General features: G+C 49.9%; 19 protein-coding genes and 3 pseudogenes. 5 read left to right on the top strand and 17 right to left on the bottom strand.

Annotation, left to right across the window (positions count from 1 at the left end; all coding sequences use genetic code 11):
- The first annotated feature begins 32 nt into the window (after positions 1-32).
- From pepF to LBCZ_RS00930, 3 genes are read left to right on the top strand one after another with little or no spacing between them, the layout of a single operon-like run.
- Positions 33-1,832, top strand: a complete 1,800-nt coding sequence (pepF, locus tag LBCZ_RS00940; RefSeq protein WP_039639682.1) for an oligoendopeptidase F — start codon at positions 33-35, stop codon at positions 1,830-1,832.
- Positions 1,829-2,710: an NAD(P)-dependent oxidoreductase gene (locus LBCZ_RS00935; RefSeq protein ID WP_039639684.1), complete on the top strand. Its 882-nt coding sequence runs from the start codon at positions 1,829-1,831 to the stop codon at positions 2,708-2,710. The genes pepF and LBCZ_RS00935 overlap by 4 nt, the downstream gene beginning before the upstream one ends.
- A complete protein-coding gene (locus tag LBCZ_RS00930) occupies positions 2,707-3,555 on the top strand; it encodes a metallophosphoesterase family protein (RefSeq protein ID WP_025013474.1) in 849 nt (282 codons plus the stop codon). The genes LBCZ_RS00935 and LBCZ_RS00930 overlap by 4 nt, the downstream gene beginning before the upstream one ends.
- An 80-nt stretch (positions 3,556-3,635) precedes the next feature.
- Here the strand turns inward: LBCZ_RS00930 and LBCZ_RS00925 are convergent, their stop codons facing one another.
- The 6 genes from LBCZ_RS00925 to gnd all read right to left on the bottom strand — a co-directional run bounded on the left by LBCZ_RS00925 (position 3,636) and on the right by gnd (position 9,721).
- The gene (locus LBCZ_RS00925) at positions 3,636-4,433 is read right to left on the bottom strand and encodes a metal ABC transporter permease (RefSeq protein ID WP_010489770.1); all 798 of its coding nucleotides are present in this window, start codon (positions 4,431-4,433) and stop codon (positions 3,636-3,638) included.
- Positions 4,430-5,149, bottom strand: a complete 720-nt coding sequence (locus LBCZ_RS00920; protein WP_039639686.1) for a metal ABC transporter ATP-binding protein — start codon at positions 5,147-5,149, stop codon at positions 4,430-4,432. Before LBCZ_RS00920 ends, LBCZ_RS00925 begins: the two co-directional genes overlap by 4 nt.
- A gap of 73 nt (positions 5,150-5,222) precedes the next feature.
- Positions 5,223-5,567 (bottom strand): hypothetical protein, encoded by a 345-nt coding sequence (locus tag LBCZ_RS00915; protein ID WP_025013473.1) that lies wholly within the window; start codon positions 5,565-5,567, stop codon positions 5,223-5,225.
- Positions 5,568-5,699: 132 nt separating this feature from the next.
- Positions 5,700-7,052 carry a gluconate:H+ symporter gene (locus tag LBCZ_RS00910; RefSeq protein ID WP_039639688.1) on the bottom strand — a complete coding sequence of 451 codons (1,353 nt, stop codon included), beginning with the start codon at positions 7,050-7,052 and terminating at the stop codon, positions 5,700-5,702.
- 162 nt (positions 7,053-7,214) lie between these two features.
- Positions 7,215-8,783, bottom strand: coding sequence for a gluconokinase (gntK, locus tag LBCZ_RS00905; RefSeq protein WP_039639690.1), 1,569 nt, complete (start codon positions 8,781-8,783; stop codon positions 7,215-7,217).
- A gap of 14 nt (positions 8,784-8,797) precedes the next feature.
- Positions 8,798-9,721, bottom strand: a complete 924-nt coding sequence (gene gnd / locus LBCZ_RS00900; protein ID WP_025013472.1) for a phosphogluconate dehydrogenase (NAD(+)-dependent, decarboxylating) — start codon at positions 9,719-9,721, stop codon at positions 8,798-8,800.
- A 297-nt stretch (positions 9,722-10,018) separates the two neighbouring features.
- Between gnd and LBCZ_RS00895 the strand changes: the two genes are divergently transcribed.
- Positions 10,019-10,861, top strand: coding sequence for a MurR/RpiR family transcriptional regulator (locus tag LBCZ_RS00895; protein ID WP_039639692.1), 843 nt, complete (start codon positions 10,019-10,021; stop codon positions 10,859-10,861).
- Between the two features lie 127 nt (positions 10,862-10,988).
- Here LBCZ_RS00895 and LBCZ_RS00890 read toward each other — a convergent pair whose 3' ends face one another.
- From LBCZ_RS00890 to LBCZ_RS00850, 9 genes and pseudogenes are all read right to left on the bottom strand, one after another.
- Complete coding sequence (locus LBCZ_RS00890; RefSeq protein WP_025013471.1) at positions 10,989-11,852, bottom strand: sugar phosphate isomerase/epimerase family protein; 864 nt, start codon at positions 11,850-11,852, stop codon at positions 10,989-10,991.
- Positions 11,853-11,857: 5 nt separating this feature from the next.
- Positions 11,858-12,736 carry a TIM barrel protein gene (locus tag LBCZ_RS00885; protein ID WP_032958911.1) on the bottom strand — a complete coding sequence of 293 codons (879 nt, stop codon included), beginning with the start codon at positions 12,734-12,736 and terminating at the stop codon, positions 11,858-11,860.
- Between the two features lie 149 nt (positions 12,737-12,885).
- Positions 12,886-13,275, bottom strand: coding sequence for a tautomerase family protein (locus tag LBCZ_RS00880; RefSeq protein WP_025013470.1), 390 nt, complete (start codon positions 13,273-13,275; stop codon positions 12,886-12,888).
- 77 nt (positions 13,276-13,352) lie between these two features.
- The gene (locus tag LBCZ_RS00875; protein ID WP_025013469.1) at positions 13,353-14,225 is read right to left on the bottom strand and encodes a class II fructose-bisphosphate aldolase; all 873 of its coding nucleotides are present in this window, start codon (positions 14,223-14,225) and stop codon (positions 13,353-13,355) included.
- A gap of 30 nt (positions 14,226-14,255) precedes the next feature.
- Positions 14,256-15,152, bottom strand: coding sequence for a myo-inosose-2 dehydratase (gene iolE, locus LBCZ_RS00870; protein WP_025013468.1), 897 nt, complete (start codon positions 15,150-15,152; stop codon positions 14,256-14,258).
- Position 15,153: 1 nt separating this feature from the next.
- On the bottom strand, positions 15,154-16,206 hold the full coding sequence (iolG, locus tag LBCZ_RS00865; protein ID WP_025013467.1) for an inositol 2-dehydrogenase: 1,053 nt from the start codon (positions 16,204-16,206) through the stop codon (positions 15,154-15,156).
- 35 nt (positions 16,207-16,241) lie between these two features.
- Positions 16,242-17,282: a Gfo/Idh/MocA family protein gene (locus LBCZ_RS00860; RefSeq protein WP_025013466.1), complete on the bottom strand. Its 1,041-nt coding sequence runs from the start codon at positions 17,280-17,282 to the stop codon at positions 16,242-16,244.
- Between the two features lie 27 nt (positions 17,283-17,309).
- A pseudogene (gene iolD / locus LBCZ_RS00855) lies at positions 17,310-19,272 on the bottom strand (3D-(3,5/4)-trihydroxycyclohexane-1,2-dione acylhydrolase (decyclizing)).
- A gap of 1 nt (position 19,273) precedes the next feature.
- Positions 19,274-19,957, bottom strand: a pseudogene (locus tag LBCZ_RS00850) (PfkB family carbohydrate kinase); the annotation flags it as partial.
- Positions 19,958-20,080: 123 nt separating this feature from the next.
- Between LBCZ_RS00850 and LBCZ_RS00845 the strand changes: the two are divergent.
- On the top strand, positions 20,081-21,133 hold the full coding sequence (locus tag LBCZ_RS00845; protein WP_010620018.1) for an IS30 family transposase: 1,053 nt from the start codon (positions 20,081-20,083) through the stop codon (positions 21,131-21,133).
- An 86-nt stretch (positions 21,134-21,219) separates the two neighbouring features.
- On the opposite strand, the pseudogene LBCZ_RS00840 reads toward LBCZ_RS00845, so the two are convergent.
- A pseudogene (locus LBCZ_RS00840) lies at positions 21,220-21,522 on the bottom strand (PfkB family carbohydrate kinase); the annotation flags it as partial.
- 34 nt (positions 21,523-21,556) lie between these two features.
- A complete protein-coding gene (iolB, locus tag LBCZ_RS00835; protein ID WP_039639698.1) occupies positions 21,557-22,372 on the bottom strand; it encodes a 5-deoxy-glucuronate isomerase in 816 nt (271 codons plus the stop codon).
- Positions 22,373-22,394 lie beyond the last annotated feature (22 nt).

The raw sequence follows: 22,394 nt of genomic DNA, 5'->3' as shown, positions 1-22,394 counted from the left end.
TTAAAGAAATATTAGAAATTGGAGCTGATCAGATGCAACATTTACCGGTACGTGAAGATGTTCCAACCAAGCTGACATGGGATCTAACCACCATTTATCCAAATGATGCGGCGTGGACAGCCGACTTTGGAGCTGTTCGCGAGCAGGCCAAAGAGGCGACTGCGCTCAAGGGAACGTTAGGCAATTCAGCCGCTGCGCTCATCAACGGCATCAAGGCGGTTTTAGCGGTCTTTCGGCGGTTTGAGAAAGTTTATGTTTATTCAAGTCTGAAAAGCGACCAGGATACTGGCAACGCCACTTATCAGGCGATGAATGCCAAGGCTGAAAGTCTCGGCGCCGAGCTGGCCAGTCAGTTAGCCTTTTTGGATCCGGAGATTCTGGCAATTCCCGCGGACAAATTGGCAGCATGGCGCGACACTGAAAGTCTTAAGCCGTTTGGGCATTTTATCGATGCGATCACCGTCAATCGCCAACATGTGCTGACAGCCGCAGCGGAAGCTCTGATTGCCAGTGCCGGTAATGCGCTGAACGCCAGTCATGCCACTTTCAACGTCCTAGACAACTCCGACCTGCAATTCGGTTTTGTCGAAAATGAAGACGGCGAAACAGTGCAGCTCAGTAACGGCTTGTACGGCCAGCTGATTCGCTCAACCCAGCGAAAATTGCGCAAAGAAGCCTTTGAAACGTTACTGCGTGCTTACGAAAGCATGAAGAACACGTTTGCCCAAACCCTGAGCGGCCAGGTCAAGGCGCACAATTTCAATGCCAAAGCCCATCATTACGCTAATGCCCGCGCGGCGGCAATGGCAAGCAACCACATTCCGGAAAGTGTTTATACGACCCTTATCGATCAAGTCAACACCCATTTACCCCTTCTGCATCGCTATGTCGCATTGCGGAAAAAAGTCTTGGGCGTCGATCAACTACACATGTATGACATTTACACCCCGTTGACTGGCAAGCCGCCGTTGACGTTCACGCTTGATCAGGCAAAAGCCGAGGCATTAAAGGCTTTGGCGCCGCTTGGTGATGATTATCTCAGCCATGTCCGGGAAATCTTCGACAATCGTTACATTGATGTCGTCGAAAATAAAGGCAAACGCTCCGGTGCTTATTCAGGCGGGTCTTACGATACGAATCCGTTTATTTTGCTGAACTGGCATGACGCGGTGGATGAGCTTTATACTTTGATTCACGAAACCGGCCACAGCGTTCACAGCTGGTACACGCGTCACAACCAGCCTTATGTGTATGGGGACTATCCGATTTTTGTTGCCGAAATTGCTTCGACTACCAACGAAAATCTGCTCACCGATTACTTCCTCACCCACACGGATGACCCCAAGGTACGCGCCTACATCCTGAATTACTATCTCGATGGCTTCAAAGGCACTGTTTTTCGCCAAACCCAATTTACCGAATTTGAGCACTGGATTCATCAGCAGGACCAACAAGGCGAACCGCTCACGGCAACTAGTATGGCGACTTACTATGCCGATCTCAATGCCCGGTATTATGGACCGGATGTTGCCCGCGATCCCGAAATTGCATTCGAATGGGCACGAATTCCACATTTCTATTACAATTATTATGTCTATCAGTATGCAACCGGATTTGCCGCAGCATCAACGCTAGCCGCTGGTATTAGCAGCGGCGAACCCAACGCCGCATCCCGCTACTTGGACTATTTAAAGTCAGGTAGCTCGCAATACGCCATCGATACCATGAAAACCGCTGGTGTCGATATGACCAAACCGGACTATCTGGAAGCGGCATTTTCGATGTTTGAAAAGCGTTTAACGGAATTGGAAGAACTTTTACAGAAAGGATGAGCTCGTTGAAACTTGGATTTATTGGCACCGGTGTGATGGGTACCGGCATCATCAAGAACTTTCTTAAAGCCGGTCAGGAAGTCATCGTTTACAATCGCACCAAGGCCCATGCACAGGCAGTCTTGGATGCCGGCGCGGTCTGGGCAGAATCACCCCACGCCGTTGCTGCACAATGTCATGTCGTCATGTCGATGGTCGGCTTTCCGCAAGATGTCGAAGCAGTCTATTTTGGCTGTGATGGCATTCTGGCCGGTACTCAGGCCGGTGACCTGGTGATTGATATGACCACCAGCACCCCGACACTGGCCAAGCAAATTGCCGAAAAAGCCAAAGAAAAAGGCGTCATTGCCGTTGATGCGCCTGTTTCCGGTGGGGACATTGGCGCTAAAAAAGGCACCCTCACCATTATGATCGGCGGCCAAAAAGACTTGCTGTCGAAACTCAAGGAGCTGTTTGCACCGATCGCCTCATCCGTCAATTATTTTGGCCCGGCCGGTTCCGGGCAGCATGCCAAAATGGCCAATCAAATTATGATTGCCGGCACGATGACTGGATTGAGCGAGATGCTCGTCTATGGAAAAGCCGCTGGATTGGATCTGAACGAAATTCTGAAAGTCGTCGGCAGTGGTGCCGCGGCGAACTGGAGTCTCAGCAACTACGGTCCGCGTATGCTGCAAGCCGATTACACGCCCGGCTTTTTCGCCAAACATTTTCTCAAAGACCTGCGCATTGCGTTAGACGAAGCCAAGAAAATGCACTTGCAGTTGCCGGCAACCGAATTGGCCGAAGATCTGTATGCCAAAATGGTGGCAGCGGGCAAAGGTGATTTAGGAACGCAAGGATTAGTCACGATGAACGAACGGTGGGATGAAGCATGACCAAAATCGCCATTTTATCAGATATTCACGGCAATATGACTGCCTTTTCAGCGGTCATCAAAGACGCCCAAGCACATCATCCAGATGAATACTGGTTTCTTGGCGATCTATTCTTACCAGGCCCGGGAGCAGCTAACCTCTGGCACGGCCTGCATGCCTTGCCGCTGACGCATCTCGTCAAAGGAAACTGGGATGACGATTTATTCTGGGTTTTAGATGGTCCGGTCGACTTGGCGCAACCCACCGATGTCTACTTCAGTCGCTTAGTGGCGTATCTGTGGCCACAACTGACGGCCGACATGTTGACGACCATCCGTCATTGGCCGCTGCATGACGTTTTTGAACAAGATGGCCTCGTGATCAGCCTGGCCCACAATCTGCCAGACTCTAATCACGGTCATTGCTTATACCCCGACCAACCACAGGCAAACTTTGACCAGATTGCTCCGAGTCAAGATATCGACATTGCGATTTATGGGCACACCCATCAGCAATTGCTGCGCTATACCAGCAGCGGTCAGGTTATTCTCAATCCCGGTTCGATTGGCCAAGCCTATTCACCGCGCGCCAAGTTGCAAACCACCAGCTATGCGGATTACGCATTATTGGAACTCGGCAACGGCGCCATCACCGATCTGAACTTACGGCAGGTTCCCTATGACGTCTCGGCCGAATTGGCAGTGGCCAAGGAAGCCCAGCTGCCTTATCTAGAGGTTTACACCAAGCTGCGGCACACTGGCGCGACAAGCACCCACGACGCCGCCTACCTTGCCCAGTTTGATCAATCCCACCACTATCGGGCAGAAGTCGCTGAATTTTTGCGTCAACAGCGCGAGCGGCACTAGTGGGATTTAGACTAACACGAAAAAATGGCTTTAGAGAGGCATGCATCTGCTCTCTAAAGCCATTTTTTAATACGATTCAATCAATTTGTCTGGTGGTGATACCACAGCGCCAGGAAATAAAAGATAAACTCAATGGCGGCAATGAAGAAGGTTACTGGCCAGTTCGTCAGGAACCCCAGGTAAAGGCCACTCCAGACGCCGATTAACGCCGTGATGACGGAAATCACAATCATCTGCGGCAGGGTTCTTCCCAGGTACTTGGCAACATTAGGCGGCAGCGTGAGCAAAATGAACACTAGCAAACTACCGACGATTTGCGCGCCGATCGAAACCGAAACCGCGAGAATGAGCAGAAAGTAAATGGAAATGTATTTACTTTTCAACCCTTGCGCAGCCGAACCCACCGGATCAAATGAATCAAATGCTAGGCGGCGATATCCAAAATACAACGTAAACAAAACGCCAGCAGCCAACGCAACCAGCTGCCAAACGTCACTACGCGAAATGCCGATAATGCTGCCGAACAGAATCGTCGTCGCATAGCTAGCATTGGCACTCGAAAGCGATAAAAACAAAATGCCCAAACCGATGAACAAGCTCGAAACCGCGCTAATCGACGCTTCACGACGCGAGGCCTGAACCGACATCCGGCCGACACTAATACTGCTAATGGCCGTAAACATCAACATCCCGTCAAGCGGTCTAATGCCGGCAAACACTGCAAATGCGGCACCGGCAAAGCCCACCTCAGACAAGGTGTGCGCCAGGAAGGACATGTTACGGGCAACCACAAAGACGCCGACAATACCGGTCGTGATAGCAATAAACGTGCTAGCCATAAAAGCATTTTGCATGAAGGCATAAGCAAATAAATTCATGCGATCACCCCGCGATTCTCGGCATCATTGCGCAACTCTTCCGGCATTGAAGCCAGATCCATCTCGGCAGTCGGCTTCATTTCGTAACGATCGCCGGTCAACAGCAAATATTGTTTGGTATATTGCTTCGCTAGGCTCAAGTCATGCGTCACGAACAACACCGTTAGCTTCTGGGTCTGGTTCAGCTCCTGAACCAGATCCATCAACTCATGCTTGGTATTCACATCCAGGCTTGCCGTCGATTCATCGAGAATCAAAAAGTTGGGATCATCCAACAGCGCCTGGGCTAAATAGGCCTTCTGCTTTTCACCGCCACTCGCCATCCCGAGCCGTGTGTCGGCAATATGCGTTAAGTGGGTCGCTTTGATAACCCGGTTCAGCGCCGCTTTTTCCTTAGGCGTATGCCAAAAGAAAAGATGGTCCAGCTGCCGCAACTGAATAAAGCTGCGGATTGACAGCGGAAATTCCTCATCGACATTGCGAAATTGTGGTACATAGCCCAGTCGAACCGGTGGCTGCTTGCGAAACTGAATCGTGCCGGCTTGCGGCTTTAACTGTGCCATCAACAGGCGAATCAGCGTGGTCTTCCCCACCCCATTCGGCCCAACCAAGCTCGTTATCGAGCCGACATCCAAATGAAAACTCAGGTCGCGATAAAGCTGTTGATCGCGAAATCCAAAACTAAGGTGCTTCACAGACAAAATTGGTTCGCTCATAGCTGCCTCCCAATCGTAGACGGTAACGATTACGATCTACTATTTTACCTAAGTTTTCATGAAAAGGCCAGTTTTATTTGGTTTTATCTGCTTTGAACGGATTTGCGGCACTAAAGTCAATTCGAATCGTCTTCGGCTTATCCTTCACCACAAGAATATAGCCATGCCCCAAAAAAGGCTTGTCCCCCTTATAGGTCAACGGAAATTCCTGCGCAGGCGCCAGGTTACCTTGAATAATCATGGCATACATTTCGTCATCGGTATAATCATCCGAAAAGGCAATCGCCACCGGCGCCGTCACCAGTTGCTTGGCCTTTTGCATCACGGCAATGACATCAAAAAGCTGATTCGTTACCTCTTCGGGAAAAACCTTGGCAACATCTTCGGCAACGCGGCGTTTTTTGGTTGGTTCGTACATAAGTTAAAGATCTCCATTTCTGTATTTGTGAATGGCGTAAGTTTATCATATTGAGCGGCTGACTGCGACGGTCGGCTTCAGCTTGTAAACGCAAAAAAGCCGACCTATCGTCGACTTTTTATCTTTTCGCCTTTAAACAAACAAACTCAACAAAAGCACGCCACCCAGTCCGACAACCGAGATAATTGTTTCCAACAAGGTCCATGTCAGCAGGGTTTGCTTAATGGTGAGGTCAAAATATTCACGGAACATCCAAAATCCGGCGTCGTTGACGTGGCTGGCTGCCAATGATCCTGCGCCAATTGCCAGCACCATCAAAGCCGGTTGGATACCGGCGCTTTGCATCAGAGGCAACACCAGTCCGGAAGCGGTCATGGCGGCAACGGTTGCCGAGCCAAGGGCGATTCGCAAAACCACGGCAATTAACCAGCCAAGAATCAGTGGCGAAATGGACGATGAGACGAATAGATTTTTCACGGAGTCGCCAACGCCGCCATCAATTAAGACTTGCTTAAACGCACCGCCGCCACCGATAACCAACAGCAGCATCGCAATGGACTTCACTGCCTCTTCCAACGTAGCCATGATATCCTTGGCCGGCAGCTTGCGGGCATAACCCATGGCCCACATAGCGAATAGAAGTGAGATTAGCATCGCGATACTCGGTGACCCGATAAAGGCGATCAAATTATCCATGCCTGTCGGTGCTTTTGGCGTTTTGCCACCATGCAGAACCAGTTCATAGACCGTCGCAATAGCCATCAGGATAACCGGAAACAGCGATGTCAAAACCGAGATACCGAAGCCCGGGGTTTCATCAAGCTTGAAGGTTTTTTGCGGCCCCAACGCTTTTAAATTGCCACGCCGTTCAAAAGCATCCGGAACCAGCCGATGGGCAAGTTTGGAAAATAGCGGGCCGGCAATGTAGACCGTTGGGACTGCAATGATGACCCCATATGCCAGCACCAGTCCAGCTGAAGCACCCAGCGCTGTCGAAATGGCTGTCGGTGCCGGATGTGGCGGTAAGAAGCCGTGCGTAACCGACAAGGCGGCTGCCATCGGAATGCCAAGTGTCAAAATCGGGACACCGGCTTCGGCAGCAATGGCAAAGACGATCGGAACCAGCAAAACGATCCCGACTTCAAAAAACAAAGCAATGCCGATGATGAAAGAAGCCAAAACCACCGCTAATTGTAAGCCCCGGCGTCCGAACGCGTTAATCAGCGTGTGGGCGATACGATAAGCACCACCGGCGTCGGCAACCAGCCGTCCCAGCATCGCACCAAAACCAAAGACCAGCGCAAGTTCACCTAATTGCGAGCCAATACCGGTTTGAATACTCGTGGCGATCTTAGCCGGCGCCATCCCCAGCCCCAGCGCCACAACAACAGCTGTTATTATCAGAGAAACATAAGTGTTGAACTTAAACTTAATAATCAACACCAACAGTAATAGAATGCCTAGCACCAAGACAAGTAAATCCATGTTCAGTCCTCCTTGACATGAATCGGCGCGGTTAGAAGTCGCCGAACGCGTTAATTTGAGCATATGCCCGCGCTTCTAGAAACCGTTTACAAAACTATCGATAAAAAGTGGCAGTCGCTTTTGTGATCGTTTGCGTCTGTCGCCTAATTTTTATATACCTGATTAATCCTGTTCTTTGCTACGTGCCCTCGGATCCGGATGCGCGCGTTGATAATCGGCAATCGCCTGATACTCGCTGCCTAGCTTGCGCGTTAGCCGAATCCAGATTGGCAACAATTCCCGATAAGCTTGGAAATTAGCTTCATTCGGTTCATGCGTGTTGGTGACGCCAATCATATCCTTGACGACACTGAGATCATCAATCAACCCTAACGATTTCATCCCGATCACCACGGCTCCCAATGCCGAGCTTTCAAAACTTTCAGGAATGTTGACTTCCTGTTCAAACACATCGGCCAGCATTTGTCGCCATAATGCGCTGCGGGCGAACCCGCCTGTCGCTTGAATGGCGCGAGGTTTGCCAGTAATGCCTTCGATCATCAACATCACCATATACAGGTTATAAACGATGCCCTCAAGTGCCGCGCGAACCATGTGTGCTCGTGTATGCTGGCGGGTTAAGCCGAAGAAACTGCCGCGCGCATTCGCGTCCCAAATCGGGGCCCGTTCCCCGCCAAGATACGGATGGAATAATAGCCCATCGGCACCGGCAGGAATTTTGCTGGCAATGTCGGTCAAAACTTCATATGAATCAACCTGTAGTTGCTCGGCGGTGATTTTTTCCGGCGCAAACAATTGATCGCGCACCCAGCGGAACACGATGCCGCCATTATTCACCGGACCGCCGACGACCCACTTATTAGGTGCCAAGTAGTAAGTGAATAACCGCCCTTGCGGATCAACAACCGGCTTATCCGTCACCACGCGAACGGCGCCTGAAGTGCCAATCGTGACCGCCAAAACGCCAGGATCAATCGCGCCAACGCCAAGGTTACTTAGCGTGCCATCACTAGCCCCGAGAATGAACGGTGTTTTGTCGTCAATGCCGGTCACGGCGGCGTAATTAGCATTTAACCCGGTCAGCTGATAACTCGTATCCACCAACTCCGGCAGTTGATCGCGCCGGACATTGGCGACATCTAACGCACGATCATCCCAATCCACCGTGTGAATATTGAACAAGCCCGTCGCGTTTGCCAGTGAATAGTCTTGAACATACCGCCCGAAAAAGCGGAACAAGATATAATCTTTAATCCCGATAAAATGACGCGTGCGGGCGACAAGCTCGGGATGCTCGGCACTGAGCCACAGTAATTTCACCAGCGGCGACATCGGGTGCGTTGGAACCCCGGTCGCCTTAGACAGCGTCATCCCCAGGTCACTTTGCTTCAGCTTCGTCGCGTAAGCCGCCGCCCGATTGTCTGCCCAGGTAATAACCCGTGTGATCGGTTTGTCATGCTCATCCATCAAAATCAGACTATGCATGGCGGCTGAAAACGAAACGCCGCCTAATTCACCGGGCTGAACATTCCCGCGATGCATGACTTCGGTTAATCCGCCAACCGTCGCCGCAAAAATTTCTTCCGGATCCTCTTCAGCCATATCCGGCGTATCTTGATATAACGGGTAAAGGTTATTCGCCGTCGCAATCGCTTGACCTTTTAGATCAAACAAAACGACCTTGGTACTCGTTGTACCTAAATCAACCCCGATCATATATTTGATAGACATCACGTTCTTCTCCTTTACTTCACTTGGCCGTCGTGTTTTCCGGTCGTGGGATCAACTGCATGTCCCCCGAACTGATTGCGTAAAGCAGCCACTACTTTACCGGTCATGGTGTCGGCTGCTTCTGATCGGTAACGCATCATCAAAGCACTGGCAATCACCGGCGTTGCCACGTGCAAACGCAAGGCTTCTTCGACTGTCCATGCGCCTTCACCCGAACTATGCATGATCCCCTGAATCTTTTCGAGATCGGCATCGTCGCTGAAGGCATTACCAGCCAGTTCCATCAACCAACTGCGAATCACGGAGCCATTGTTCCACATTTTGGCAACTGCCTCATTGTCGTAATCATAGGGACTATGGGCCAAAACATCGAAGCCTTCACCGATTGCCTGCATCATGCCGTATTCAATACCGTTGTGAACCATTTTCAGATAATGCCCTGAGCCGGCTGGGCCAGTATACAGATAGCCACCAGGCGCGGCAATGGCTTTAAACAGTGGTTCAATCTTGGCAAATTGCGTTTGGTCGCCGCCGATCATGAAATTCCCATTGGCCCGCGCGCCTGCCATGCCACCGGACGTCCCGACATCAAAAAAGTGAATGCCCTCTTCTGCCAACAACTGACTTCGCTTGATGGAATCCTGATAATAAGAATTGCCACCATCAATCACGATGTCGCCAGGACGCAGTAACTTGGCCAGCTGATTAATCGTTGCATCGGTTGGTTTTCCCGCCGGCACCATACTCCAAATAATCCGCGGTGATGCCAGACTCATCACCAGTGCATCCAGACTGGCAACCGCTCTCGCTTGATATTGCCCTACTTCCGTCCGCGCCTGATCATTCAAGTCAAACGCAACAACCTCAATATCATGATCGCGCATATTCGCGACCAGATTCATACCCATCTTGCCTAAGCCTACCATACCTACTTGCATATGCTATCCCCTCCTGAGCATGAGCCAGCGCGGGTAGAAGCCGGAGTGTAAGCGGCCTTGGGCGTGATGGCCCGGGTTTGGCCATTGCGACCGAGGTCCTTACACGTAGGCTTCTGCGCTGGCGAACGCGTTAATGTGAACGCCAAGACCACTTTCTCGGGGATCAAAAGCGCTCCTCCGTGATCATGGTGCCATTGTATGTAAAAAAATTACAAAAATCAAGCAAAGTGTCCGTAATTAATTTTCAATTCATACATTTAATGCTATACTCCTCTTGAGGAAATGGAGGATGGGCATATGCACGATTTTCTGGTACAACTACAAATTTATAAACCGAACTTGAGTCGCCAAGAAAAGAAATTAGCGGATTTTCTTCAAACGCATCCGGATCGCGCTAGTCAGGCAAATATCGCGGAACTCAGCGCAATAACGGGCGTCAGTACGGCCACCATTTCGCGATTTGCCAAGGCATTGGGTTATCCGAACTTCCAGGCGCTGCGGATGGCATTGGTCCAATCGCCACCGGAACCGGATCAAACGCTATTTGCGGAACTGAGCCCGGACGATTCGGTTGAGACCTTGGCGCAAAAAATCTTCACCTCCAATATCGATGCGCTCCGAACCACTTTGGCCAACTTGGACACGGCTGCCTTGGCTAAAGCGATTAATTGGATTACCCATGCGGATCATCTCGGTCTTTTTGGATTAGGCGCCAGCAATCTCGTTGCGTTAGATGGCTATCACAAGTTTCTGCGGACGGCCATCCCCGTTTCCTATGCCGCGGATTATCATATGCAGCTCATGGCAGCAACGCATCTGGGCGCCAATGACGCCATGATCTTGACGTCGCATTCCGGTGAAGATAAAGATGCCATTGCGTTAGCTGACTTGGCCAAGCAACAGCAGGTGCCGCTTATCGTGATCACCGGCGCACCGGCTTCCCGTCTGGCCAAAATGGCCGATGCCGCGTTTGTCGCGGTTGCCGAAGAATCGCGCTACCGAACCGAAGCGCTCCATGCGTTAATCGCGGAGCTTAGTCTCATGGATACGCTATTTATGATCAGCGCCATTCAAACCAACAGTCAGACGGCTCCGCCCTTTCGCCGAGTTCGCGCCACCATTGATGCGACGCGCCGATAATCAATCATCAGCAGCTTATGTTACTTTAAGTATACAAAAACGACATCTGAGAATTCATGCATCAGGTGTCGTTTTGGATCGGAAATATTTTTAGTTGGCTGGTATTGACCGTCACCAGCCACGACTATCAGAGTTGCAAGCCGTTTTTGACTGACTGCAGTGTGATTTTATTTGACCAGTCAACCTTGTCGGGCCAGGCAAACACGTTATTGGTGATGATGCCGTTAAAATGTCGTTCTCGCAACACAGCATAAAGCGTGGCAAAATCGACTTCGCCTTCACCCGGATTTAAGTGCTGGTGAATCGTCACCGGGGCGCCTGGCGGATTGATGATGTACCGCAAGCCTTGGTTGCCTTTGTGATTAAACGTGTCCGCAATCAGAACATGGGTAATGAGATCACCGGATTCAGCAAATTGTTGGCGAATATCGCCGCGCCCGTCATCCATATAAAAGGCATGAGAGCTGCACCAAACCTGATGGACCCAGTCGACATCCAACGAGCGGATTAAGCGGCTAGCGGCCAAGTTCGATTCAATAAAGTCATTGGGATGCGGTTGGATTTCCAGGGTGATGCCATTCTTTTCAAACACCGGCGCGAGCTCTTCCATGGACTTGTACCACTGCCCCTGTGAAACCAGTGGTTGGAACTTATCACCTGAGAATTCGGTATTCAACACTTTGACCCCCAATGCCGCCGTGATTTCGATTGTGCGTTTCAGGTTGCGGACAGCAAATTCACGCTCCTGTTCATCGGGTGACGACCATTGTTGCACCGGAAGCACTGAGGAAATTTTAACGCCGGCATCCTGGGCATACCGTTTTACCTGCTTGATCAGTGCCGTGTCAGCTACCGGATGTTCATAGAACCAAATGAAATCTCTACGTGGCGACAGTTCAACATATTCATAGCCGAGACGAGCCACCTCATCAAACATCTGCTTCAACGTCATGGTGTCGCGAAACATGGAAGGATCGTAAGCTAATTTCATGGTCTTTACACCTCCAAACCTGAAACCGCCGTTGGTTGATTCAATTGCGCGATGCTGGTGGTGATTTTGTGCGCCAACTGCTGGTTACTTTCGGCAGCTAACCGTGTCGAGAAGGCTTCAAAGGAATAGTTGCCTTTATAACCCATTGATTCAAAAAGTTGCACCTGTTCAACGTTTTGCATGATGTCGCGGTCTGTGATGAACATGCGGTCCTCATCCAAAACTTCGCGCAACTCGTGAATCGGTTCGATGCCGGACAAATGGACGAGTCCGATTCGTTTCACGTCAACATTTGCTTTAAACTGCGCTGCCGTTATATGTGCCAAGAAGAAGTGGAAGGTATCAATGGTTAACTTGAACTCCGTGCGACCGGACAATTCAATCGCCTGTTGCGCCGTCCACGGATACCGCAACGTGCTAGCCATAAAGCCCAGCGGTTCAACTAACCCGGTCAGATGATAAGTCGCTAAGATCTCGCCAAACACTTGCAGATTGTGAGCCGCATCCTCCAGTCGTTGTTGCGGCGTTCGGTTATCTTGCGGATTAACTTCCGGTACGAAAATAATGGCCGGGCTGCCAATTTGAACCGCTAACTCGGCCAGTCCGGTCAAAAGTTGACGATTCGCGACTAACTTTGCTGGCTGATTAAATTGTTGGAGCGCATTAATGGTCAGAATTTTCATGCCATATTTGGCTTTTAACGCATTAAAATCCGCGACCGGCATTTGATCAATGACGGTTTCGGGACGATCGGACGCCGTCATATCGTTGCGCAACTCTACCTGATTAATGCCAACCTCTGTCGCTAACTGGAAAAAACTTTCGAGTGAGCGATTCTGCGCCACTTTTCGATTGAGCGCCATTTTTTCTATTTGAATCGTCATATTTAACGCCTCTACTTTCTTACACACACTGTTTTGATACTGCTAGTTGTCAGCTTTTCTAACACATCTTGCGGCTGCACAGAAAATGCCTTGACCGTTGCAGACTTCCAGAAACGGCCAAGGCATTTTCAATCTATCTTATGGTTCACCTACAAACTGCCATCCAGAAATTGCGCTTTCCCTTGGCCGAAACTCCATCCTTGGTCATTGTTGAACGAAACATTGATCATGAGATCGTTTTTATCGACTAGCCCTGCCGTCGATAACCGTTCCGCCAGTGTTGCATAGAACTGCTTTAATTGGTGAACAGTACGCACGCGGCTGACCAATGAGATGACCACAACCTTATCCGTGCGCGGTATCCCTAATCCGGTATCTTCAACAACCATTTCGTAAGGCTCATGTTGGTGGACAATTTGATACCGATCACGCGCCGGTACATCAAAAGCCGCTACCATGACCTCATGCGTGATTTGCAAAATCTGTTGAATCGTTTCGGGTGATCGGCCCTTTAACATGTCAAACCGAACCAGTGGCATATCATCCCTGCTTTCATAATTCGCACTATTCAGTTAATCAACTTCATGATTTACTGAACACAATATCAGTAACGCTTTCACTCCATCGCAGTTAGCCGGGCACTTTTCCCCAAAATATGAAAGTCGTTCATTTTACTTTCAACTAGGCGCGCCATCGCTTGCTTGCCTGCTGTAAGAATTGGCTGCGGATCGTGACCGGAGCGTTTTTGTTGAAGCGCTTTGGCAACCGCTTCCGTCCACACGGTGTTCACTTCCGTATTGATGTTGATTTTGGCCGTTCCGGTTTGAATTGCCTGCTGAATCTGGTCGTCAGGAATACCTGATGCACCGTGCAAAACCAGCGGTAGTTGGGTTGCTTGGGCAATCTCGGTCATCCGCTCAAAGTTTAGCTTGGGCCGCCCAACATAATCGCCATGAACCGAACCCAATGCCGCAGCCAACGAATCAATACCGGTGCCAGCCATTTTTAACGCATCCGCCACGCTGGCATACTGAACACCGCTGATTAGGCCATTTTCATTCCCACCGACGCTGCCAACCTCTGCTTCAACCGACACATGACGTTGATGCGCATAGGCAACCACCTTTTTGGTTAAGGCAACATTTTCATCAATGGGCAACTTTGAGCCATCAAACATGACCGATGTATAGCCAGCATCAATCGCCTGATAAACGTGCTCGACGGATAACCCGTGATCCAGATGAAGTACAACCGGCACGGTAATTTCCAACGCTTGGATCATGAAACGCACGTAGCGCGACATGAAGTCGAAGCCCCCAAGAAAATCCATAATCCGATCGGAAGTTGCCACAATAATCGGCGTTTTGGTTTCTTCAGCAACGCTAAGATACGTCTCCAGCCAGTCGGGACCATTAATATTAAAATGACCAATTGCAGCGTGGTGAGCCAGTGCGGCTTGCATCAATGTTGTTGCTGGTATCAACGCCATAAGGACCATACCCCTTCTAAATCAAACCCCTTAAACTGTTTGCGGGATTGCCATGATGGTATCCAGGTACTGCTTTGCTTTCAACGCATATTCAAGCGGATTTGCCTTGGCAGGATCCTGCTCGGCTTCAACCACAATCCATCCGCTATAGTTGCTCTTTTGAATGGCTTGCCAGATTGGCTTGAAATCAATCATGCCATCGCCAGGTACCGTAAACATCCCGTTTTTGACCCCTGCCAAGAAACTCATGTGTTCTGCCCGTTCCTGCTTAGCTTGCTCCGGGCGAACGTCTTTGAAGTGAATATGCTTAATCCGATCTTTGTAGCGATTGAAAATGTCTAACGGATCTTCACCGGACAGAACCAGATGCCCGGTGTCAAACAAAAGCGACACCTTGTCCGGATCCGTCATCGCCATCAATTTATCGATTTCTGCCGTCGTTTGAACGCCAGTCCCCATGTGATGGCGATACACAATTTGCATCCCTACTTCATGCGCCCGATCGCCTAACCGTTCCAATCCGGTCGCCAACCTCTGCCATTCCTCATCGGTAAAATGCGGTTTGTCATCAAACACAGCTTTGTCCAGCATTCCTTGAACGCTATGTCCTTGTTCCGCAACGGCGATCACTTTGGCGCCCATCGCGTGAAGAAAGTCCCGGTGTTTAATGAAGGCCGCTTCGGTTTCCTCATACGGCTTGGTCGTCAAAAAGGCACTGAACCATGCGCTGGCAATCTTCAGATGGCGCAATGCCAGATAATGCTTTAACACTGCCGGATCCTTTGGGTATTTATTGCCTACTTCGGTTCCTTGGTACCCCGCCAACGCCATCTCATCAATCGCTTGTTCAAATGTCACTTCTTTGCCCAGTTCCGGCATATCATCATTTGTCCAACCAATTGGCGCAATTCCTAGCTCAATCGTCAATTTAAGCACCCACCTTTTTATCTACGTCATCGACTTTGACAATATCGTTCTTTTCAAATGCCTGTTGTAATGCCAGCGCTGCTTTCGTACCTTGCAAGCCATCTTCTGCCGTGATCCCGACTGAAGTGTCTTTCAAAATGCTGTCAACAAACGCCTTTTCTTCACTCAGAAATGCCTGGGCAAACCGCTCAGGGAAGTTCTGGGATGTTGGTCGGATAATGCCTTCTTCGTTCATCACCGTTACCAGATTCTTCTCTGGAACCTGGGCGACCCGCAACATCCCTTTGGTCCCGATGACTTCGGTTTCGACATGATAGCCATGTGCTGCATTGCGACCGGCTACCAGGATCGCCATGGTCTTATCTTCAAGTTGCATCAGCGCCGCGCCGGTTTCCAGCTCGCCAGCCTGATCCAGAACCGGATAAGCGCGATTCAACCCGATCGCCCAAACCTTGTCAATCTCTTTACCGGTGAACCAGCGAATCACATCAATATCATGAATCGACATGTCCAAGAACAAGCCGCCGCTACTAGCCGAGGTCGCAAACTTAACGAAGCTCTCCATCCCGGACGCTGGATCAATGCTGTAACTGCGGATGAGTGTAATGTCGCCAATTTTGCCTTCATCAACTAGCTGCTTTGCATAAACATACGAATCATCGAAGCGCCGCATGAAGCCAAGCTGGAATTTCAAATCAGGATGCTGGTTGATCACGGTCTGTGTGTGTTTGATCGCCGCAAGATCTAAGCCGATCGGTTTTTCGCTAAAAACGTGTTTGCCCGCATTCATAGCGCTTTCAATTTGTGGCAAATGGAATCCTGAAGGTGACACAATAAACACCGCATCAATATCTGCGTTTTGAACCATATCGTCGAAATCTTCATAGGTTTCTTCAACCCCAAGTTCTTCGCGCGCCCATGCCAACTCCTCTGGAACAACACTTGTGGCTGCCTGCAGCTTAGCGTGCTGAATGCTGGTTGCCAGATTGGTCGCATGGATTTTCCCCAGTCGGCCTAACCCCACTATGCCGATTTTTACTGTCCGTTGAGCCATCATCAATATCCTCCTCAAGTCATTTATTTGGTTCACTAAGCTTTTACTGCCTGTTTCTTTTGATAAAACGCCGGTGTTGCAGCTACGTTAATGAGAACCGGTTCCTGATCCTTTTGCGAGCGAATGCCGGCTTCTGCGGTCACAGCGGCAATATAGCCGTCCCACGCACTAGGACCAATTGGCGACTGATTCTTGGCCACTTGATTAATAAATTCCTGTACTTCGGTGTTATACGCCTGCAAGAATCGCTTGACCCAACTTGTTTCCATTGCGGTTTGTTGCGTTGCCTGGGTCCGCACAATTGGCGCAAATCCATAATCCGGCAGTTTCAACTCGCCTGTTGCCCCAACCACTTCAAGTTTGACCTCATAGCCATATTGCGCCGTCACATGAACCAGCACCTGAATAACCACGCCTTTTTTAGTCGTCAACGTCGCCAGTTGCGGATCCCGCAATCCTTCGTTGTTCACTTTGCTTGACTGCCGCGGATAGGTGATCTGAATCGATGCATAATCGTCATCAAGCAACCAGTGCATCTCATCGATTTCATGAATCAAAGTATCGGTAATCGCCATTTCATTGGAATAGTTCGCGGCCACATCCGGATTGATGTGACTGGCCCGAACAACTAACGGAGTCCCAATGATGCCTGAATCCAACTGGGCCTTCAACGCATGAATGCCTTCGTCGTAGCGCCGCATGAACCCGACTTGAATGACCTTTCGCGGTTTACCCATTTCTTTGTCGACAATGCGCTTGGCGCCTTCCAAGGTTGTCGCTAACGGCTTTTCCGTGAAAATAAATTTATCCGTATCCAAGGCTTTAAGAACCGTCGCCTCGTGTGCCCCACCAAAACTGACAACAAAGACCGCATCAATATCCGGATCTTGTAACAGACTCGTGTCGTCAGGATAAACTTTTGCATCCAGTTTAAAATCGCGCACCGCAGCTTTAGCCGCTTCTTGATTAATGTCGGTGACCTCCACCACTTTTGCGCCGGTTAAGACATTTGTCAGCCGATCAATATGCGCTCGACCCATTGCGCCTGTTCCGATAACACCAACTTTGACAACCATGTTGATCGCTCCTTTTGCTGTTTTCTCCTAGTATTTAAACGCCTGATCAATACCTTCTTGAATGGCTCGATATGCCTTTTGGACTTTCGGATTGTCGGAAACTTCAGACACCCCGACGCGCCACCAGCTTTGACCGTAACCTTGCGTCATTGTTTTCGGCAGCACCTTGATGTCAATTAACGTTGAAACGGTTTGTTTTTTAGCGTCTTCCAAAGCGGCGATCAGGCTTTCCCGATCATTAGCGTGGTAGGTTTTCGCCCCGTATCCTTCAGCGATTTTGGGCAAAATCAATGGTCAAAATATCGTGATCGGCTGTTCGGAATTCAGTCAGGTAACTATTGCTGCCTTGCGCCATTTGTAAATTATTGATCGACGCAAATCCGGAATTATCAAAGACCAAAATATTGATTTTCTTGTGATACTGTAGGGCTGTGACGAGTTCCGAATGCAACATGATAAAGCTGCCATCCCCAACCAAGGCATAACTTTCTTTATTCGGCTCCGCCAACTTGACGCCCAAGGCTGCTGGAACCTCATACCCCATCATGGAATACCCATATTCCATGTGATAAGTGTTTGGTTCGACCGGATCCCAGATACGTTGAACATCCCCCGGCAGTGAACCGGCTGCTGCGACCATGATGCTGTCTGGAGCAATCGTGTCGTTGACTGCAATGACTGCCTCGGTTTGCGTAAAGTGGGTTTTCAGTTTTGCCGCGTACTCTGCCAAGGTTTCGGGGCTAAACTGGTTTTTAACTTCAGGCATAAAGTCCGGCGCATCATAATTCGTGTGTGCCAAGCGGTTCCGTTCTTTTTGCCAAGCCGCCTTGGTGTCAGCTAAGTCGGTAAATCCGCTTTCGTATCCAGACAGCGCGTTTGTCAGTTGCGTTATGGTATCGCGCACATCGGCAACCACTGGGAATCCATCAAACTTATAGGACTGCATGCGATTCAGATTAATATTGATAATGTGGGTCCTCTCCGGATCAATGGCGGTCTTGGATGCCGTTGTAAAGTCCGTATACCGCGTACCCGCGCCAATAATCAGATCAGCTTTGGCAATCACATCATTGGCAGCGGCTGTCCCCAGAACGCCGGTGCCACCCATGTTATTCGCAAAAGCAGAAGAGATAGTAGATTTGCCTGTCGGCGTTTCAACAATCGGAATTTTCAATTGATCCGAAAACGCCTCGATTGCCGGTCCGGCTTCGCTAAACTTCGCGCCGCCGCCAACAATCAAAACCGGATAGCTGCTGGCCTTGATCAGCCGGGTTGCTTCCGCCAATTCGGCTGCACTTGGCTGAATGCGTTTCACGACATGGACGCGCTTCTTGAAGAAACTGCGCGGATAATCAAACGCCTGCGCTTCGGTATCTTGTGGCAAGGCAATGGTTACCGGCCCTGCCATAGCCGGATTGGTTAGCACTTCAAACGCTTTAAGCAAGGCACTCATCAATTGCTCCGGCCGCTCAACCCGATCCCAATACTTGGATACCGGCTTCAGCGCGTCATTAGTGGTCGTCGTTGCGCTGCCATCCACTTCAATCTGCTGCAAAACCGGATCCGGCTGGCGCGTCGCAAACGTGTCAGCTGGCAAAAATAGAATCGGAATGTTGTTGACGTAAGCATTGCCGGCCGCCGTAACAAAGTTTGCCGATCCCGGGCCTGCCGAAGCCGTCACCGCAAAAATCTTATGGCGATACAGCTGACGGCTATAAGCAATCGCCGTGCTGGCCATGCCTTGTTCGTTGTGTCCTTGATAGACCTTCAAATGACCAGGATCTTCCTGTAAGGCTTCTCCTAGCCCCAGCACATTGCCATGTCCGAAAATGGCGAAAATGCCTTCGACAAAAGGTGTCACTTCTCCATCCACGTCAATATATTGTTGATTTAAAAAACGAACCAACGCCTGTGCGGTCGTCAGCCGGACAGTGTCAGGTGCGGACCGTTGCGACGCTTTTGTTTGCGGCTCCAACTCCATTGCGCTCATCTTAATGCACCCCCTGCGTCTCAGCCTTTTGAATAAACTCGGTCAGCTGCGCCAAGTTCGGCATCGCTTCCGAGGAACTTAACTGGCTAATGACGATCGATGCCGCAGCACTCCCATACTTCAAGGCCGTTTCAATCCCCAGATGATGGCTGTACGCATACAAGAATCCGGCTGCAAAAGAATCACCTGCGCCAAAGCTCTTTAGCACCTTCGTTTTGAAAACGCCAAAATGATACTTGTCGCCTGCTTTGGTATAAGCATTCGAACCCTGAACCCCACTCTTGATGACGATCAGATTGGCATCGTATTGGAATAAGGTTGCGATGGTTTGCTCATCGGTATTGCCTTGATGATTTTCCAAAACATCGAATTCATCGCGGGTGCCGATGATGACGTCAGCTTTTTGGGCAACAAGTTGGTAATACAGGCTGGTTTCCTCGGCATTTTGCCAAGTGTATGGTCGATAATCCAGTTCGAAAATAACCTCGACACCAAGCTCCTTCGCCAGCAAAAGTGCTTTTAGAATTGCTTCGCGTGACGGGCTCTGCGCTAATCCGGTTCCTGAGATGACGAGCATTTGTGCTTGGGCCAAGTAGTCTTTTGAAACCTCATCGGCCGCTAAATATAAGTCAGCAGCTTCATTACGGTACATCAAAATGTCACTTTCTTCAGGACTAATAATTTCGCGCGCATTTTAGAATCAAGTTAGCCACTGTCTCAAAATTTTTTGGACAATAAAAAACATCAAGAACAGATATCCTGTATCATTGAAGTTCCTACACAAACAATGGAAGAGGATATTGTCTTGATGCAGAAACAGGATAGCACACACCGCCAAAAAGGTCAGCACTTAACATCACTCGAGCGCGGAAAAGTGGCCGGATTCCGCCAAGCTGGGAAGTCCAATCGTTGGATTGCTGCTGAAATTGGCGTCTGCCCGCAGACCATTAATAATGAAATCAAGCGAGGTACAGTAGATCAGGTCAAGAAGAGTAATGGCAAGCGCGTCTACCATCGACAATACCTGCCAGAGGCTGCTCAGGCACGTTACGAGACTGCACGCTTGAGCTGTCATCGTCCTGACAAGTTCGCCAGCGTACAGGTCTTCTTAGCCTGGTACGTACAGCGAGCTAAGCAGGACAAATGGTCGCCGGATGCTTCAATCGGCTATGCCAAGCGACACAAGCTGTTTACTCCTGAAGAGCTTGTTTGTGCCTCGACTTTGTACCAGTACATTGACGACCAACGCCTAGAGATTCGAAATATCGACCTGTTGGAGAAGACTAAGCGGAAGACCTCTCACCAGCACCACACCAAGGCTAAGCGCCTGGCTGGCCGCAGTATCGAGGAACGGCCTAAGGTCGTTGAACGACGCAGGCAGTTCGGTCACTGGGAGATGGATACCATTGTCGGTAAACGCAATGGCAAGGAGAGCGTCATCTTGACTCTGATTGAGCGCAAGACCCGTTGCCAACTTCTCCGCTTGATCGAAGGACGAGATGCAGACTCTGTGAGCTATGCATTGCGTGGAATCAAGCGCGAATGGGGAGCTTGCATCAAGACCATCACAGCCGACAACGGACCCGAGTTCACCGCCTTAAATACTGCTTTTGCTGGGACGGAAACTGAGATCTTCTACGCCCATCCTTACACGTCCTGCGACCGTGGCACCAACGAGGCACATAACCGGATGATCCGCCAGGACTTCCCTAAGGGCATGTCCCTAGATGACATTAGCCCTAGTCAAGTGCAGGCCACGCAAGACCGCTTGAATCAGTTGCCTCGCAAACAACAGGGCTACTGCACACCCCAGCAAAACTTTGAGGCCGAAGCTCGGCGCGTTCGCCGCATGGCCCAGTAGTCTCTCTAGCGCCACAACTTCTATTTGATAACGGCCTGTTCTGGGATTGTCCTCAACGACTGGCTAACTTGTTCTTGCAATTTACGACTAATAATTTCGGTAAAAGTCAGTCCGATTTTATGGCCGGCATCATCCTTAACCATTTGTGAGGTATCAATGCCCACTTCGGCCATGTACTGGGTCACATAATGTCCCAGTTGATCATCTGACACCTTGCCAATAAAGCCGACTTTTTGGCCTAGTTTGGCGGAACCGATCGCAATATTGGCCGGCGAGCCGCCAACAAACTTCGCGAAGGTCTTGGTTTCTTCTAACGGCCGATTATATTCAACCGCATTTAAATCGACGGCTGCTCGGCCAATGGCAATCAAATCAAATTTTTTAGACATCTAAAATGTTTCCTCCCTTGCGCATCAACCTTTTCTACTTTCGATCAATAATCCACGCATGCTCTGGGGCATTGTGAAAATGCCAAACCCGGGTCAGTCCTGCCATAATGTTGAGGTAGTAGCTGTCATACCCGTCTGGAACGCCAACGGGATGATAGCCTTTAGGAACAATCACAACGTCTTGGTTTTGAACGGTCATGGTTTCATCAAGCGAGTGATCGTCTGTATAGACACGCTGAAAAACAAATCCCTGCTTTGGTTGCATTTCGTGATAATAGATTTCTTCCAGTAACGATTCCGTCGGCAGGTTGTCATGATCATGGCGATGCGGCGGGTAACTTGACCAGTTGCCCGAATCCGTATAAACCTCCACCAGCAGCAACTTATCCGCAAACGGCAGGTCGTCTGGCAAAATGTTTTGCACCAGTCGTTTATTCTGATACTTGCCGCGATGCTTGATTTGATGAATATCGCCTTTAAGCAAACGAACCGGGAAGGACGTTGTGGTTGGCGAATAAGCGATCAAAATCTTGGCTACTGTTTGTGCGGTGACACTGAATGGCAACCCGGTGCCGACATAAACGCTGTCAGTCGGAATTTTGTCAAAAACCGACTGTTGCTGACCAATACCTTCAAATCGCTGTTGGTCGGCGGTTACCGTCACTTTTCCGGCCAAAACAACAATGCCGGCCTCAAAATCTCCCAAAGTTTCGTCATATGAAGCGTTCGCATCAAGCGCCAAAACCTTGACTGCCGTATATTTCATTGGCGAATTACTTGCATTGACATCCTGAATCAAATGCACGCCTGGCCGAATTTCCTGATTTTGCTTTTGATACAGTAAGCTCATCGTGACCCTCCTCTTTTCAAAG

The organism is Lacticaseibacillus casei DSM 20011 = JCM 1134 = ATCC 393 (assembly GCF_000829055.1).
Classification (GTDB): Bacteria; Bacillota; Bacilli; order Lactobacillales; family Lactobacillaceae; genus Lacticaseibacillus; species Lacticaseibacillus casei.
This window is presented reverse-complemented; position numbering and strand designations above follow the sequence as displayed.

Coding starts and splice junctions, on each gene's coding strand:
- pepF (WP_039639682.1), top strand. CDS start 33: ATGCAACATTTACCGGTACGTGAAGATGTTCCAACCAAGCTGACATGG.
- LBCZ_RS00935 (WP_039639684.1), top strand. CDS start 1,829: ATGAGCTCGTTGAAACTTGGATTTATTGGCACCGGTGTGATGGGTACC.
- LBCZ_RS00930 (WP_025013474.1), top strand. CDS start 2,707: ATGACCAAAATCGCCATTTTATCAGATATTCACGGCAATATGACTGCC.
- LBCZ_RS00925 (WP_010489770.1), bottom strand. CDS start 4,433: ATGAATTTATTTGCTTATGCCTTCATGCAAAATGCTTTTATGGCTAGC.
- LBCZ_RS00920 (WP_039639686.1), bottom strand. CDS start 5,149: ATGAGCGAACCAATTTTGTCTGTGAAGCACCTTAGTTTTGGATTTCGC.
- LBCZ_RS00915 (WP_025013473.1), bottom strand. CDS start 5,567: ATGTACGAACCAACCAAAAAACGCCGCGTTGCCGAAGATGTTGCCAAG.
- LBCZ_RS00910 (WP_039639688.1), bottom strand. CDS start 7,052: ATGGATTTACTTGTCTTGGTGCTAGGCATTCTATTACTGTTGGTGTTG.
- gntK (WP_039639690.1), bottom strand. CDS start 8,783: ATGTCTATCAAATATATGATCGGGGTTGATTTAGGTACAACGAGTACC.
- gnd (WP_025013472.1), bottom strand. CDS start 9,721: ATGCAAGTAGGTATGGTAGGCTTAGGCAAGATGGGTATGAATCTGGTC.
- LBCZ_RS00895 (WP_039639692.1), top strand. CDS start 10,019: ATGCACGATTTTCTGGTACAACTACAAATTTATAAACCGAACTTGAGT.
- LBCZ_RS00890 (WP_025013471.1), bottom strand. CDS start 11,852: ATGAAATTAGCTTACGATCCTTCCATGTTTCGCGACACCATGACGTTG.
- LBCZ_RS00885 (WP_032958911.1), bottom strand. CDS start 12,736: ATGACGATTCAAATAGAAAAAATGGCGCTCAATCGAAAAGTGGCGCAG.
- LBCZ_RS00880 (WP_025013470.1), bottom strand. CDS start 13,275: ATGCCACTGGTTCGGTTTGACATGTTAAAGGGCCGATCACCCGAAACG.
- LBCZ_RS00875 (WP_025013469.1), bottom strand. CDS start 14,225: ATGGCGTTGATACCAGCAACAACATTGATGCAAGCCGCACTGGCTCAC.
- iolG (WP_025013467.1), bottom strand. CDS start 16,206: ATGGCTCAACGGACAGTAAAAATCGGCATAGTGGGGTTAGGCCGACTG.
- LBCZ_RS00860 (WP_025013466.1), bottom strand. CDS start 17,282: ATGGTTGTCAAAGTTGGTGTTATCGGAACAGGCGCAATGGGTCGAGCG.
- LBCZ_RS00845 (WP_010620018.1), top strand. CDS start 20,081: ATGCAGAAACAGGATAGCACACACCGCCAAAAAGGTCAGCACTTAACA.
- iolB (WP_039639698.1), bottom strand. CDS start 22,372: ATGAGCTTACTGTATCAAAAGCAAAATCAGGAAATTCGGCCAGGCGTG.